The sequence below is a fragment of the Pseudarthrobacter polychromogenes genome, from assembly GCF_014644495.1.
GTDB classification, from domain to species: domain Bacteria; phylum Actinomycetota; class Actinomycetes; order Actinomycetales; family Micrococcaceae; genus Arthrobacter; species Arthrobacter polychromogenes.
On the sequence record NZ_BMKU01000003.1, the window covers coordinates 13,720 to 27,434 of the forward strand.

Below are 13,715 nucleotides of genomic sequence, written 5' to 3' on the forward strand. Positions count from 1 at the left end.
GTCCTCACATGCGAGGGAACACAGGATCGAGTTGACCAGACGCGCGTTACTGCGCCGTTACTGCCTTACCGGTGCCGGGACCAAAAGGTGCTGGCGGGCCAGCCGGAGCTTCGCGGCGCGTTCAACCAGGATGGGGATGTAGTCCCGGACGCGGCCCTCATCAAACAGGCTGTGTTCATGGGCAACCACGTCCTCGATCACGGAGCGCGGCTGGCCGGGGAAGTGCGCGGCGAGCCGGTCCACCACGTCCGTGAGTGCCTGCGTTTCGGTCTTCTTGAGCATCATCACCGTTCCTGCTGGAAGGAGAACTGGCTACCACCTGTACGTTCCTGGGCCGGACGTGCATGGATGAATCATACGAACGCGGGTCCCCGAGGGAAACCACTAATTGGAAGTCTGCGGATATCCGCAGCCAGCTTTGGTGCCGGCCCGCGGAAGCCAGTAGCGGACTCTCAGGGGACAAGTAGGGATTACGCGGGCGCCTGTGTACGGGGCTCCGTAGAGTCGGCGCATGGCAGATGCAATGAACCGGAAGCACGGCCGCAGAAGAGGGCCGGGGCCCGCGAAGGGCAGCAGGCGGCAGCTTGCCGTCCTTGGCATCTTTGTCCTGGTGGTCCTGGCGGTGGCCGCCTTCGCCCTGACGCGGTAGGCAGGTGTGGCACACGCCGGCGGCTGACCTGCGATGATGCTGCGGCTGCCCGGGCGGAGTGTTCCCTCGTTTAGGATGTTCTCATCCTTTAAGTTTCCGGGCCGGGGGAAGCCAGGACAGAGCACACCGAATGGCCCGCAGTGACATCCAGCAATAATTCCCCCGCACTTTCGTCAGCAAGAATGCCCCACGATGACTTTCTGGACTGTCCCACGGGACTTGTCGAGTACTACTTCGCAGAGGGCATCTTCCACTGGTCGGAAGGCCTGTACCGCATCTATGGATACGAACGCGGCGACGTTGTCCCTTCCATGGACATGGCCTTCGCCCACATCGAGCCTGCAGACCGGCCCGCTGTCCAGGCCTACTGGGACCGCGTCGCAGCGGTCGGCGGCCCGTCGTCCATCTATGTGTCCATCCGCGACCGCAAGGACCGTCAGCACAAACTGCTTTACTCTGCGGACTACATCCTTGAGGGTGGCGCGCCTGTGGGCGTGTGGGGCGTGGTGGTTGACCTCACCCAGTCAATCCATTCCGACCGCCACCAGCTCGCAACCGAGGCCGTGGCTGCGTCGGCTATCAACCGGGCCGTCATCGAACAGGCCAAGGGCGTCCTGATGGGACGCCTGGGTGTCACGGCAGACGAGGCCTATGAACTGATGAGCCAGCAAAGCCAGGAGACAAACAGGAAGGTTTACGCAATCGCCCACGAGATCGTGGAACGCGCCACCCGCCGATAAGGTGGCGGGCTTCGGCTGCACCTGCTGGGACCAGGCCCAGGCCAAAGGTGAGGCGTACGACGGCGGCAAGCGCCGCCGTCGTACGTCTCACCTACGCAGCGACTCGCGCAGGAGGGGCAGGAGCTTGTCCCCGTCGGCGCCCCGCAGAACAGGCACGCCGTTGACGGAGTCCGCTTCCTGGCCGTTCCGGGCCGGCCGGACCTGGCGCAGGGCGATGGCCGCTACGCGGTGGGGGTGGGCCTTGGCCAGGTCGCTGTAGATTGTTGGGTCGTGTTCCCCGTCGTCTCCGACGAGTACCCACGTCACATGGGGCATGTCCTCCATCAGGCGGGCAAGGGAGGACGACTTATGTTCCCGCCCGTCGCGGAACCATCGCTGTGGAGTGACGCCCCAGTCGGTCATCAGCACCGCGCCGGCCGGAAAGTCATGCCGTTCGAGGAACCGGGATACCGGACCAACAAAGTTCCACGGTCCGTTGCTCAGATATACCACTCCAGGATGGTCCTGGCCCTCGACGGCGGTCTGCAGGAGGCGCGCCATGCCGGGCACTGACTGCCTGGTTGAACTGGAGCCGCTGAGGGTGCGCCAGACCGCGCGGGCCGGATGGGCGATGCCGGTGACCCACACCGTGTCATCGATATCGCAGACCAGGCCGCGCACCGGTTCGGCGCTCATGACATGCACATTCGCAGGAACCGGGCTGCGGCCATCCACATGCAACTGAGCTTGCGTGAGTCCGGGCTCCAGGGGACTGTCCAGAGGGAGCCGTGCGTCGACGATGCCTGCGGAGTCACTCGAGACGGTGGTGGTAGTGCCACCGAGCTCGATCTTCACTTCGGTTCCGGGACTTTCCAAGGTGAGCAGGCGCCGCCATCCGGGGATGCCGCGGGCGGCAGCGGGGTCCACTGACGCCGGGGCGAGGACCACCCGCCCCAGCACTCGGGCCTGGTGTGCGCTGGCGTATCCGGAATACGGAATCACCGCTGGGGTCCACCCTTGAGCCGCTGCTCGGCGGGCCAGCAGGTCCCGGACGCCCGTTTCCGTCCTGTAGGCGACGGAAACGGCACTTTGGGAGAAGCGGCTCGCTAAAAACTTGGGTAGGCGCATCCGGACATGCTATCCGCAGGAGACGGGCTCCTCCAGGCATCTGGAGCCGGAAGCCGCAACTGCGTACGACGGCGGCACGCGCCGCCGCCGTGCGCGTTGCCTTGGGTGCGTGGAGCTTACGTCCAGCTACCGCCCAGCGCAGTTACCGAAACGTTATATATGCTGGATGGGTGGTTTTTAGGTCAAGCAGTGGAAATATGTCAGCTCCGGAACGCCCGGCCGCGCCCGGCGGCGGGCTCATCTCCGGACGAAAGCACGCCCTGGACGGGCTCCGGACCATCGCCGTGGCGGGGGTCTTCTTCTTCCATACCGTCACCGAACTGGTCCCGGGCGGATCCATCGGCGTGGACGTGTTCTTCACCCTCAGCGGCTTTGTGATCACCCTCCTGATCATGAAGGAGTACCTGGCCACGGGGCGGCTGCGGCTGGGGATCTTCTACGCCAAGCGGCTGGCCAGGCTCTGGCCGGCGCTGCTGGCGCTTTGCGGCGTGATCGTCACGGTGGGAGTGGTGTTCCCGGCGTCCAAGTGGGCCGGCCAGGAAGGCTATGTCCTCCCGGCCGCCGGCTACGTGATGAACCTGGTGCGGATCGGGCTGTTCGGCGAGTCCATCGCCGGTGAAACCCTCGGCCCCGCCTGGACCCTGGCCGTCGAGGAGCAGTTCTACCTGGTGTGGCCGGTGCTCCTGCTGGTGCTGCTGCGGTTCTGGAAGGTCCCGACAGTCGCCTGGATCACCGCCGGGCTGGCTGTGGCGTTCCTGCTGGAACGGTTCTTCCTGGTGCTGCTCGGGGCCCCGCTGAACCGCCTCTACAACGGCCCGGACACCCGGGCCGACGAGCTGCTGATCGGGTGCACCCTGGCCCTCGCCTTCACCACCGTCACCCCCGGATCCCGGCCCCACGAATCCCTCCGGAACGCTGCGCGGTGGGCCGGGCCGCTTGCCGGAACCGCCCTCCTGGCCGCCGTGTTCCTGCTGAAGGAACCGGACACCCCCGGCCTCTGGTTCAGCGCCTTCTGGACGGCCGGGCCCACGGTGCTGTCCCTGCTGTCCGCAGTGCTGATCGGATCGCTCGTCCTGCAGCCGGCCGGGTTTGCGGGACGGGTCCTCAGTCACCCGTGGCTTGCCGGGCCGGGCCGGGACCTGTCCTACGCGATCTACCTCTGGCACCTGCCGGTCTACCTGCTGCTGATGCCGCTCTTTCCCTCGCTGTGGCTCCGGGTGGCGCTGGCTGCGGCGCTGACGGTGCTGCTGGCCTGCGCGTCCCACCGCCTGGTGGAAACGCCCGTCCGCCGCTGGGCCAACGCAAGGCTGGAGCCCGCCGTCGTGCCTTCTTCCCCCGGACGCGCCGCTGTAGGCTCCGCGGAACGCACCGGCGAACGCTCCTCGGAACGCGGGCGTGACCTTGTGGCAGCCGGCCACCCGCCCGCCGGTGACCAGGCATGACAGTGCGGGTGGATGGGTTGGGTAATTTACTTGGCCCGAACCCCTTTACTTGACGGAACCCAGTTACTAAAGTCAGTTCTTGTCATAGTCCGGATGGGCGCCAGGGGGCGTCCGGGAAGGGGGAGTGCATCACCGCTGACCTAGACCGAAAGACAATTGACCACTACGTTGAAGGCCCCTCCTAGGAGGGGCTTTCCCTTTGTCCGGCGTAGAGCTGGCCGGCCAGGCCGGAGAGCAGGATGGCGAGCCCCTGGTCCAGTTCGGCGGCGCCGTCGTAGTCGGCAAGGACCGGGCCGAGCGCCCGGAGGTGCGGAAAGCTTTTCGCGGGCAGGCGGTGCAGGCCAAGGCGGAGGATGGCCTCATTTTCCTCCGGGTCTACGATGTATTCCTGCAGTTCGTTCAGGATGTGGCCGTACAGGAAGCCGTAGTAGGCGCGGTAGACGTGCAGGGCCGCGGCCGGCGAGAAGCCTGCCTCGATCAGCAGTGCAAGGATCTGCTCCAGGGGGCGCAGTGTTCCCAGCGGCCGCAGTCCAAGGGGTGTGGAGAGCGGGCGGGTAACCAGCAGCGGCACCACGTTGGGGTGCCGCAGTGCCAGGAGTCGCAGATCGTGGGCGATTTTGCGGAGCTGGGCCTGCCAGTCCGGATCGTCAGGGAAGATCGCCAGCTCGTCCAGGACCAGTTCGGAAACGCCGTCCAGCAGGGCCGCGCGGTTGGCCGCGTAGCGGTACAGGCTCATCGGATCCCGGTCCAGCTCCTGCCCCAGGCGCCGCATGGTCAGGGCATCCAGGCCTTCAGCGTCCACCAGGGCAAGTGCCGTTGAGAGCACAAGCTCTTTGCTGAGGGGCGCCTTCCGGGAACCTGTTTGATTGCCGGCACTGTCGGCCATAAGAAATCCCTTCCGCTGGGCGCCGGGCGGTCCCTGGGTGGACGATTCCTCAGCTTGCTTATCATCTAGTCTACGCATAAAGTCTACAGCGTAGAGAATGTGTCAACATGGTTTCAGAAGAGGGATCAGAGTTTGCATGGCCGCCACGGCCGCTCACGCCATCCCGGGATCCTGGCGCTGCACCTTGCCGGTGCTGCGCAAACATCATCCCGTTCCCCCTTTTTTGTTTGCACCCTCGTTGAGAAGAGCCACCATGGCAGCAGCACACTCTACCGTTTGCCCAGGGACGCCAGCTCGCATGCCGCGGCCTGACGCTGTGACCACTCCCGCCGCCACCAGTTACGTGCCCCGGGAAATGCACCAGCCGCGCGGAAAGCGCCCCTGGTGCGCAAACTGCGATACCGACCTCCACCTGGTGGTCGAGTTCCCCGGCATTACCGGCAGGAAGGCCGGCTCGATCGCCGTCGCCGTCCACTGCTCGCAGTGCAGCATCTCGCGGGTCCTGGACACCACCCTGGACCACGTCGCAGCCCTTCCCTCCCGGTTGTACCCGGCCCCGCCCAGTGAAGCCAAGACCGGCGCAGCGGAGGACGCGGCCGGCGCAGCGGAGGGCACGGCCGCCGGCATCAGGGCACTGGCCGCCGGCTGAGCAGAGCGAGCTCAGCCGGAGGCAGCGGCCGCGCGATGAGGTACCCCTGGGCGGTGTCGCAGCGCAGCTCGCGCAGGACCGCCAGCTGCGTTTCCCGCTCCACGCCCTCGGCGGTGGTTCGAAGGCCCAGGGCCCTGGCGGACGCCATGACGTTGGCCACCAGGACAGCCGAGGTGGGATCGGTGTCGATGGTGTCGATAAAGGACTTGTCCAGCTTCAGCCCGGTGAGGGGAAGCTCCCTGAGCAGTGAGAGGGACGAATACGCCGTCCCGTAGTCGTCCAGGGCCACCCCAATGCCCGCCCCGATCAGCGTGCGCAGCTGGGCCGCCGCAGATGAAAGATCCACGATGGCGGCGCTCTCCGTGATCTCGACGTTCAGCAGCGAGGGCGGTACCCCGTGCCGTTGCAGGGATCTGTGGATGACCGTGGCCAGGTTTCCGGCGGCCAGCTGCAACGGCGAAATATTTACCGAAATGGCCCGCGGCGTGCCGGCGTCCGCCCATAGCCGGGCCTGCGCGCAGGCCTGGTCTATCACCCACTGGCCCAACGCGTGGATCATGCCGGTGTGCTCGGCCACGTGGATGAACTCGGTGGGGGAGACGGCGCCCAGTTCAGGGTCGTGCCAGCGCAGCAGAGCCTCCACCGCGGGGCAGTCGCCGGTGGGAATGTCCATCAGCGGCTGGTAGTGGAGGCTGAACGCTGCGCTGCTGAGCGCGTGGGGCAGCCGGCGGCGAATCAGGGCCTGGCGGGCGAAGCGGCTTTCCGGCCGGGAGGGATCGATGCGGCCCAGCCTGCGCTTGCCCTCGTGCTTGGCCTGCAGCATCGCCGCATCCGCCTGGCGCAGCAGGTCTTCGAGCTGCGTCCCGGGCGCCCGCCCGCCGGCCCTGACACTTGCCCCGCCGTCGCGTGCCCCCGTATCGCGTGCCCCAGTATCGCCTGCCCCGACATCCGCGGCCATGGCCAGACCCAGGGTGGCGGAGACGTGGAGCAGGTGTCCGTCATGGACGAACGGCTCATCCAGGACACGGAGGATCCGGTCCGCGAGGGCGCGGGCACTGGCTTCATCGACGTCGGCCAGCAGCACGGCGAACTCGTCCCCGCCCAGCCGGGCCACCCTGTCCGCAGCCCTGGTGCAGGCCTTAAGCCGCGCCGCGAAGGCCGTGAGCACACCGTCCCCGGCCCTGTGCCCGAACGTGTTGTTGATGACCTTGAAATCGTCCAGGTCCACGTAAAGCGCCGCCGTCCGGGCAGAACCGGAGCCGGCCAGCAGGGCCTGCCCCGACTCTTCCAGTCCCAGCCTGTTGGCCAGGCCCGTGAGCGGGTCATGGAACGCGGCATGCCGGAACACATCCGAAAGGCCCTCCAGGACCTGCGAGACGGGCACCACGCGCGGGGTCCCCGAGGCGGGAATCACGAGCACATCCTGGTACCTGCTCTCCTCAGGCCGGTCCAGCAGCGCGGCGGCGGCCGCCCGAAGGTCCAGGGACGGCGGCAGGGTGAAGGTGGTGCAGGGCACCAGCGCCTCGGCCGTCACGCGGGCGTTCAGCGCGCGCCCGTAGCCCAGCCGCCCGGTCAACTGGTGGTCCAGCTGGTCCCGCGTCAGCAGGGCGGGGATTCCCCGGACCTCAACCACCACGGCCCGGAGCCCGCGGTCCTCACGGAACAGCGCCTCGATCTCTCCCGAGGGCGTATCGCCGCTCAGGACCATCGCCTCGGAACCGAGGTCACCCAGCGTGGGCGTGGACGGCTTCACAGCGGAGACGGGACGGAGGGGAGGAGGCCACGCGTCCTGCATATCAAGCGAAAGCTAACGGAAGGTGAACATTAAGGCGAGGTGTACGACGGCGGCGCGCACCGCCGTCGTGCATTCCCGCCTGGAGTCCGTGGCAGGGAACTGCACAGATCTTGACCAAACACGCGGGCGATCCTGCACGCAATCCTGAGCATCCGGGCATAGTTTGGGCACCCAGGCAGTACGGAAGGGGAGTGGAGACAATGACCATCACCGAATACGTTGCAGCCCTTGGCGGGATGCTGGCCTCTCTTGGCGGAGCGGGCCTCCTGGCGGCGGGACTGATCCGGTTCAGGGCGCGCCACTAGTCGGGCGGCCGCGGGCGGCTGCTCAGTCCGCGGGCGGCTGCTCAGTCCGCGTCTGCGGGCCGGAAAATCATGCCACCGTCCGTGGACACCATGACCCCGTCCGCCGTGGCCGCCCAGATCCAGGGGCGGCCGTCCTCGCCCTTGAGGGCGGCGATTGCCATGACTTCGGCGTCGATGCGGCCGTGTTCGGTCCACGTTTCGCCCGCGTCTGCGGAGTAGTGGACAGTGCCGTCCGGCTCTACACCCACGGCTTCCGCCGGGTGGGCGAACGCAGCGAACTGGATCACCGGGCCGTTCTCCAGCTGGGTCCAGGTGTTGCCTGAGTCCGTTGAGCGCTGGATCCCGTCCTGGGTGGTGGCCAGGACGGTGGTGCTGTCAGGGTGACTGGCGAGGACGGCCGGGGCGAAGTCTGCGGCGACGGTGGTCCAGGTTTTGCCGTCCGGGCTGGTCCGCAGTACACCGTCGAAGGCAACGATTCCCGACTGGGTGGCGGTCAGTGCGTGGAAGTCGGATTCGCCCTGCCGTGAGAGCGGCTCCCAGGTTTTGCCGCCGTCGGACGTTTTCAGCAGGCCCAGCGGGTTGGGGAGGTCCGAGCCCGGTCCGGGGTGGCCGGAGGCGTAGAAGACGCCGTCTGAGGGGCCGGGGGTGAAGCCCATGAGGTCGTTGGTTCCGCCGATTTTGGTGGCCGGGGCGGTGGTGACGTCGAACAGTCCGTCGTGGGTGGCCAGGAGCACCTGGCTGGTTTCGCCGCTGACTGCGATCCCATGGACGTGGGAGCCGGGCAGCGGGCTAGGGGCGCTGCCAGTGCCAGTGCCAGTGGCAGTGCCGTTGGTGTCCGGTGCCGGGCTTGAGGCGGGAGCGCAGCCTGCAAGGGCGAGCAGCGCGGCCGCCGCGGCGGAGAGCACTGCACTATGTTTGGTACTGCTGGCGTGCTTACGGGCCATTACTGGATCAGGTAGTGGCGTTCTTCAGCTTTGGGAGTCTTCGGGAAGAAGGACTGGCCCAGCGCCTTCAGGCCGATCGCGGGCAGCAGGACCAGCGCCACGCTGACGGAGAGAGCGGTCCAGCCCAGGTCCTCGAGCGGGCCAAGGGTGCTCCCCTGGGGAGAAGTAGTGTTCACGACTGCGCCTTATGTGAGACCGATGGGAAACGGATGCCTGCCCTGGTGCCCGGACAGAACCCTCCCAGGTGTGTGTCCGCCAGCGAAGCAGGAATCCCTACAAGGTTACGGCACCCGTGCGGACCCGCGGAAATGGCGGGCGCCGCCGGCGTCGCCCGGCTGCCTCCGCGCCGTCACAAACGCTGCCTTCTCCGGGAAAGCAGGTCATCTACCGCGGGCACCGTTCACCTGCTTCCTGCTTATCGCTAGAATCGCCGAGGGGGGTCAGTCCGGTGATTCCCGGCTGACCGCGCCAGCTTCGAGTGCATGGCGCCTGTCCTTAAAGGAAGCCCGCCAATGACCCACCACTTCCGGCCCTTCGCCGCCGTCGCCATTTCCTTGGCCGCTGTCCTGGCGAGCACAACCCTGGCAGCTCTCCCCGCCCAGGCCGATGACCACCTGGACGATATCCGGAGGACGCCGCCGCGGGCGGCTGCTCCTGCGGTGGCCCCCGCTACAGACCAGTTCATTGTTGGGATTAAGGGCGGTCCCGGTATTGCGTCCGAGGCGGCGGCCACCTCCGAGGCTGCCGGCAAGGCCGCGGGCAAGCTGGGCATCGCGGCGCGGAACATCAAGGGCACCGCCGCCGGCGGGCAGGTGGTGAAAACCAGCCGGGCCCTGCCGGCCGCCGAAGCCGCTGCTTTCCTGGCCTCGCTGCGCTCCAGCCCCGGCGTGGCCTACGCCGAGCCGGACATTATTATGTACCCGTCCTCCGTCGCTCCCAACGATCCCTGGTACCCCGCGCAGTGGAACCTCTGGGAGGAAACCGCGGGGATCCGTGCCCCGCAAGCCTGGGAAATCAACCGCGGTGAAGGCGCAGTGGTGGCGGTGGTGGACACGGGAATCACCAGCCACTCGGAGTTGAACTCCCGGGTCCTGCCCGGTTATGACATGGTCTCCGACGTTGAAACGGCCAGGGACGGTAACGGACGCGACGCCAACCCGCAGGACGAAGGGGACTGGTGCGTCGGCGAGAACCCGTTCTCTTCCTGGCACGGAACCCACGTGGCGGGAACAATCGCGGCCGTCGGCAACAACAACAACGGCATCATCGGTGTGGCCCCGGAAGCCAAATTGCTCCCCGTCCGCGCCATCGGTGCCTGCGGCGGCTACGCATCAGATGTGGCCGATTCGATCATCTGGGCGGCCGGCGGGCAGGTTGCCGGCACGCCGGTGAACCCCAACCCCGCGCGTGTGATCAACGTCAGTGTCGGCGGCGAAGAGCCCATGTGCTCCGTCACGCAGCAGAACGCCATCAACTTCGCCCACAAGGCGGGCGCGGCCGTGGTGGTTGCCGCCGGAAACTCCGGCGAAGATGCAGCCGGCACAAGCCCAGCGAACTGCCAGAACGTCATCACGGTGGCTGCCGCCGACCGCGACGGCGGCCGTGCGTCCTACTCAAACTACGGGAATGCCGTGGACGTGACTGCCCCGGGCGGCGACACAAGCAACCAAGGCGACATACCCAACCCATACGCCGAAGGCATCCTTTCCACCTCCAACTTTGGCTCCGCCGGCCCGGAACAGGAAGCCTATGCACTACTCGAGGGCACATCCATGGCGGCACCCCACATAGCTGGGGTCGCCGCCCTGCTGATGTCCCAGAAGGGCAGCACCTACACACCCGACATGGTGGAGGAACGGCTCAAGGCCACAGCCCGGCCGCTGCCTGTAGCCTGCGCCGAGGGCTGTGGTGCGGGAGTGGTGGATGCAGCAACAGCCCTGACGTCCGCCGCCTACACGCCGCCTTCGGTCTCGGCCTTCCATGACGTTTCCACCGGGCAGCAGTTTTACCGGGAGATGGCGTGGCTTGCCCAACGGGGCATTTCGACGGGCTGGGTGGAGGATGGCCGCCGGCTGTACCGGCCGCTGCAGTCGATCAACCGTGACGCGATGGCCGCGTTCCTGTACCGGATGGCAGGGTCGCCAGAGTATACGGCGCCCGCTAAATCGCCTTTTGCTGATGTTGTGACCGGGCAGCAGTTCTACAAGGAGATGGCCTGGCTCGCCGAGAGCGGCATTTCGAAGGGCTGGGTGGAGGATGGACGCCGGCTATACCGGCCGCTGCAGTCGATCAGCCGTGACGCGATGGCCGCGTTCCTGTACCGGATGGCAGGGTCACCGGACTATACGGCCCCCGCTGGGTCCCCTTTTGCTGATGTTGTGACCGGGCAGCAGTTCTACAAGGAGATGGCGTGGCTCGCGGACAAGGGTATTTCGACGGGCTGGGTGGAGGAAGGCCGCCGGCTGTACCGGCCGCTGCAGGCAATCAGCCGTGATGCGATGGCAGCCTTCCTGTTCCGCCTGAACATCGTTATGGAGTGACGCCGGTTCCAGAACCCCTACCGCGAGATCCGCGTTCGGAAGCGCTCGGCGGCCGCCTGCAACGGCGTCCGGCTGAGCAGCTTCTGACCGGACCGGGCCATCCCGGCGATGCTTCCCCCAAGACGGGCCGGCCGGGCGTTCAGCTCACCCTGCAGCCATTCGGTGTGCTGAGCGAGGTTACCGATGGCTATCTCGTTGCTGGCGTTCAGACGGGCGGCTTCCGGGCTTTCGGCCTGTTCCAGGATCAGCGACGGGTTGCTGTCCACCACAGGAAGAGGGATAAGCGGTCCGGGTGTGGATCCTGCGTCCAGGACGGCCGCCACCGCATCCCACCAGCCCTCATGGAAGGCGTTCAGCGTCTTCCCCTGCTGCTGGAGGTGGTCCCGGATCTCCGTCCGTTGTCCGATGACGGACGTGACCCACTTGGCGTCGTCTCCGTCCCCCAGGTGGCGCAGTGAGCGCAGCAGGCGCCGCAAGCCCCAGCTTTCCAGCGCTCCGCCGATCCGCACTTCACCGTAGTAGTCAACGGCAACGGGCAGCACAGGGACGCCGGCGGAAAGACCAAAAATAACGGGGTGGTAGCGGCTGGAGATGACCAGTTCAGCGTTGGCCGTCAGGGCCGCCGTTTCCTCAGCCGACCTTTGGTCCAGCACCCTGACATCCGGTGCCGTGGAGAGACGTGCAATAGCGGCATGGCACTCCTGGTCCCCGTCCTGTGCTCCGAAGGTGGAGACGTGGGGGAGAAGCAGGATGGGAAGCTGCAGCTGCTCATAGGCGAGGTCGAGCAAGCGTGCCATGTGCCGGTGGTAATCGTTGCGGGGCATGGCGCCCGAGCCTGGAGCAAACGTGGCAGCAATATAGCCGGACGGCGGCAGCGCCGAGGCGTCCAAGCCAACGCCCTGGGCGAGGAACGCTGCATCGTCCAAAACCAGGACCGACTCCACATCCATGGATGTCAGCAGGTCATGCGTGTGCCGCTCGCGGGAACCGACTACATTGCACAGGCGCAGTGCTTCCGCGGCTTCGGCACGGTCCGGTCCTGTGAGGACCGGACCTACGGTTTGCCCGGACACCGCCACTTTGAGGCCCATGGAGTGGGCCACCCGGATGGCGGCCAGGCGCTCAAAAAGGAGTCCGCCGTACTGCGACGTGAGGTTGCCTCCGCCAGCCAGGAGCAGGGTGCTGCAGCCACTGAAGGCGTCCTGGAATAAACGGACAACGTCCGCGGCGCGGTCGGTGGCCGGCCCGCCGTCGAGAAAGTGTTTGACCTCCTGCAGGAGCTGGTGCCTTTCGAAGGGGTTCCACGGGACCTCCGGCCTTGGGGCAGCTGGCAGGCCATACAGGCCGGACGTCTGCCCGGCGTCATGCGTCAGCACCACAAAGTTTTCGTAGCCGCGCTTCCGGAGGGCTGCGATGGCCGCGTGCGTCATCGCCTCATCACCCACGTGGTACTCGGGCTGGCCTACGTCACCGAAGACGGCAACGCGTTGGTCCTTGCCGAGGGACGCCGGGGAATGTACGACGGCGTGCTGCCGCGACGCGTGCAGTTCCAGCGAGCGCTGGCGCTCTTCCCGTTCCCGCAGCCGCCGGCGGACCGAGCGGAGAGCACGGAGGGGCAGCGGCTGGGATGCGGCCCGGACGTTGCGTTGGATCTGCTCGACGTCCCCCACCAGCCGGGCCAGTTGCTCCGTCCCCTCGGCCTGCTGGCGGCTGATCTCCTCCAGCCGGTGGTGGAGGCGGCCCGTTTCCACTGCAAGGAGTTCACGCTGGTACAGGAGGGGGCCGAGTCCAAACTCCCGGGCATGTTCGCGGACCAGGCGGTCCCGGATCTTCAAGGAAAAAAGCTGGTGCTCCTCCGTGCGTGCTATGAAGCTGTTGGCCTCGCTGCTGAGGGCAGACCGGCGCTGGTTCCAGAAAGCGAGGGGCCGCCCCTTGATCAGGCCGATGTGGTGGTGCACTAGGAAACGGAGGTGGAACTCCCAGTCACCCACCACTGGAAGGTTCTCGTCGAAACCTCCCAGTTCGTTGTACACCGAGCGGCGGAAGAGGAAGGAGATGGGGACGAACCGGTTGTAGTGGAGCAGGTCCACCAGCGTAATCTCGCGCAGATCCGGCTCGAAGATGACGCGGTCTTCAATGTCCCGGCCCTCGGCGGTGAGGCGCTCGTAGACAATTTCCGTTTCAACGCTTACGCCGCCGTCACCGGGATGCTGTTCCAAGTGGGCGACAGTGATGGCCAGGAAGTCAGGAGCCCACTCATCGTCGTCATCATGGACAACAATGAACTCAGAGTCCACGGCCCTGATACCAAGGTTGGAAGCCGCTTCCATGCCCAGGCTGGCCTGGTTGTCGAGCCGCAGAAGCCTGTCCCCGAAGTCTGCAATGCGCGGTTCCAGCGCTTCATCCACCTGTGCCCGGCTCCCGCCGTCGTTGACAAGGACGATCCGCCAGTCGGTGTAGGTCTGGGCGAGGACGCTGTCCAAAGCCCGGCCGAGCAGCCGCCCCCGGTCCTTGGTACGAATGATGACGGCGACGCGGGAAAACAAGGTGAAGACTCCTTGAATGACTTACAGACTCAATAGGGCGCTGGGCTTGGCGGCGGGCCGAGACACCCCTCCATAGTAGGGGTACCGGGCGTCCCATGCCGTCCGTAGCCCG

General features: G+C 66.7%; 12 protein-coding genes. 5 read left to right on the forward strand and 7 right to left on the reverse strand.

The window, feature by feature from the left end; all coding sequences use genetic code 11:
• Window positions 1-57 precede the first annotated feature (57 nt).
• Window positions 58-285 carry a three-helix bundle dimerization domain-containing protein gene (locus IEX43_RS05590; RefSeq protein WP_229666327.1) on the reverse strand — a complete coding sequence of 76 codons (228 nt, stop codon included), beginning with the start codon at window positions 283-285 and terminating at the stop codon, window positions 58-60.
• 226 nt (window positions 286-511) lie between these two features.
• Between IEX43_RS05590 and IEX43_RS05595 the strand changes: the two genes are divergently transcribed.
• Together IEX43_RS05595 and IEX43_RS05600 are read left to right on the forward strand one after the other, a co-directional pair.
• Complete coding sequence (locus tag IEX43_RS05595) at window positions 512-649, forward strand: hypothetical protein (protein WP_188727134.1); 138 nt, start codon at window positions 512-514, stop codon at window positions 647-649.
• 182 nt (window positions 650-831) lie between these two features.
• A complete protein-coding gene (locus IEX43_RS05600) occupies window positions 832-1,389 on the forward strand; it encodes an ANTAR domain-containing protein (RefSeq protein WP_188809455.1) in 558 nt (185 codons plus the stop codon).
• 87 nt (window positions 1,390-1,476) lie between these two features.
• Here the strand turns inward: IEX43_RS05600 and IEX43_RS05605 are convergent, their stop codons facing one another.
• Window positions 1,477-2,370, reverse strand: coding sequence for an App1 family protein (locus IEX43_RS05605; protein ID WP_188809456.1), 894 nt, complete (start codon window positions 2,368-2,370; stop codon window positions 1,477-1,479).
• 323 nt (window positions 2,371-2,693) lie between these two features.
• On the opposite strand from IEX43_RS05605, the gene IEX43_RS05610 reads away from it, so the two are divergent.
• Window positions 2,694-3,938: an acyltransferase family protein gene (locus IEX43_RS05610; RefSeq protein WP_188809457.1), complete on the forward strand. Its 1,245-nt coding sequence runs from the start codon at window positions 2,694-2,696 to the stop codon at window positions 3,936-3,938.
• 181 nt (window positions 3,939-4,119) lie between these two features.
• On the opposite strand, the gene IEX43_RS05615 is transcribed toward IEX43_RS05610, so the two are convergent.
• Window positions 4,120-4,824, reverse strand: a complete 705-nt coding sequence (locus tag IEX43_RS05615; protein WP_188809458.1) for a TetR/AcrR family transcriptional regulator C-terminal domain-containing protein — start codon at window positions 4,822-4,824, stop codon at window positions 4,120-4,122.
• Window positions 4,825-5,140: 316 nt separating this feature from the next.
• Between IEX43_RS05615 and IEX43_RS05620 the strand changes: the two genes are divergently transcribed.
• The gene (locus tag IEX43_RS05620; RefSeq protein ID WP_188809459.1) at window positions 5,141-5,473 is read left to right on the forward strand and encodes a hypothetical protein; all 333 of its coding nucleotides are present in this window, start codon (window positions 5,141-5,143) and stop codon (window positions 5,471-5,473) included.
• On the opposite strand, the gene IEX43_RS05625 is transcribed toward IEX43_RS05620, so the two are convergent.
• The 3 genes from IEX43_RS05625 to IEX43_RS05635 form a co-directional block, all read right to left on the reverse strand.
• A complete protein-coding gene (locus IEX43_RS05625) occupies window positions 5,451-7,226 on the reverse strand; it encodes an EAL domain-containing protein (RefSeq protein WP_188809460.1) in 1,776 nt (591 codons plus the stop codon). The genes IEX43_RS05620 and IEX43_RS05625 overlap by 23 nt on opposite strands.
• A gap of 388 nt (window positions 7,227-7,614) precedes the next feature.
• Window positions 7,615-8,517, reverse strand: coding sequence for a F510_1955 family glycosylhydrolase (locus IEX43_RS05630; RefSeq protein WP_188809461.1), 903 nt, complete (start codon window positions 8,515-8,517; stop codon window positions 7,615-7,617).
• Entirely contained in the window at window positions 8,517-8,693 is a 177-nt protein-coding gene (locus tag IEX43_RS05635; protein WP_172801451.1) for a hypothetical protein, read from the reverse strand. Before IEX43_RS05635 ends, IEX43_RS05630 begins: the two co-directional genes overlap by 1 nt.
• A 336-nt stretch (window positions 8,694-9,029) precedes the next feature.
• Between IEX43_RS05635 and IEX43_RS05640 the strand changes: the two genes are divergently transcribed.
• On the forward strand, window positions 9,030-11,057 hold the full coding sequence (locus IEX43_RS05640; protein WP_229666329.1) for a S8 family peptidase: 2,028 nt from the start codon (window positions 9,030-9,032) through the stop codon (window positions 11,055-11,057).
• A 17-nt stretch (window positions 11,058-11,074) separates the two neighbouring features.
• Here IEX43_RS05640 and IEX43_RS05645 read toward each other — a convergent pair whose 3' ends face one another.
• Complete coding sequence (locus IEX43_RS05645; RefSeq protein WP_188809463.1) at window positions 11,075-13,603, reverse strand: polysaccharide pyruvyl transferase family protein; 2,529 nt, start codon at window positions 13,601-13,603, stop codon at window positions 11,075-11,077.
• Window positions 13,604-13,715: the final 112 nt, after the last annotated feature.

What these genes read in the sequence shown, in the direction of transcription:
- IEX43_RS05630 (WP_188809461.1), bottom strand. Translation starts at nt 8,517, where the DNA reads ATGGCCCGTAAGCACGCCAGCAGTACCAAACATAGTGCAGTGCTCTCC.
- IEX43_RS05590 (WP_229666327.1), bottom strand. Translation starts at nt 285, where the DNA reads ATGATGCTCAAGAAGACCGAAACGCAGGCACTCACGGACGTGGTGGAC.
- IEX43_RS05595 (WP_188727134.1), top strand. Translation starts at nt 512, where the DNA reads ATGGCAGATGCAATGAACCGGAAGCACGGCCGCAGAAGAGGGCCGGGG.
- IEX43_RS05640 (WP_229666329.1), top strand. Translation starts at nt 9,030, where the DNA reads ATGACCCACCACTTCCGGCCCTTCGCCGCCGTCGCCATTTCCTTGGCC.
- IEX43_RS05615 (WP_188809458.1), bottom strand. Translation starts at nt 4,824, where the DNA reads ATGGCCGACAGTGCCGGCAATCAAACAGGTTCCCGGAAGGCGCCCCTC.
- IEX43_RS05600 (WP_188809455.1), top strand. Translation starts at nt 832, where the DNA reads ATGCCCCACGATGACTTTCTGGACTGTCCCACGGGACTTGTCGAGTAC.
- IEX43_RS05610 (WP_188809457.1), top strand. Translation starts at nt 2,694, where the DNA reads ATGTCAGCTCCGGAACGCCCGGCCGCGCCCGGCGGCGGGCTCATCTCC.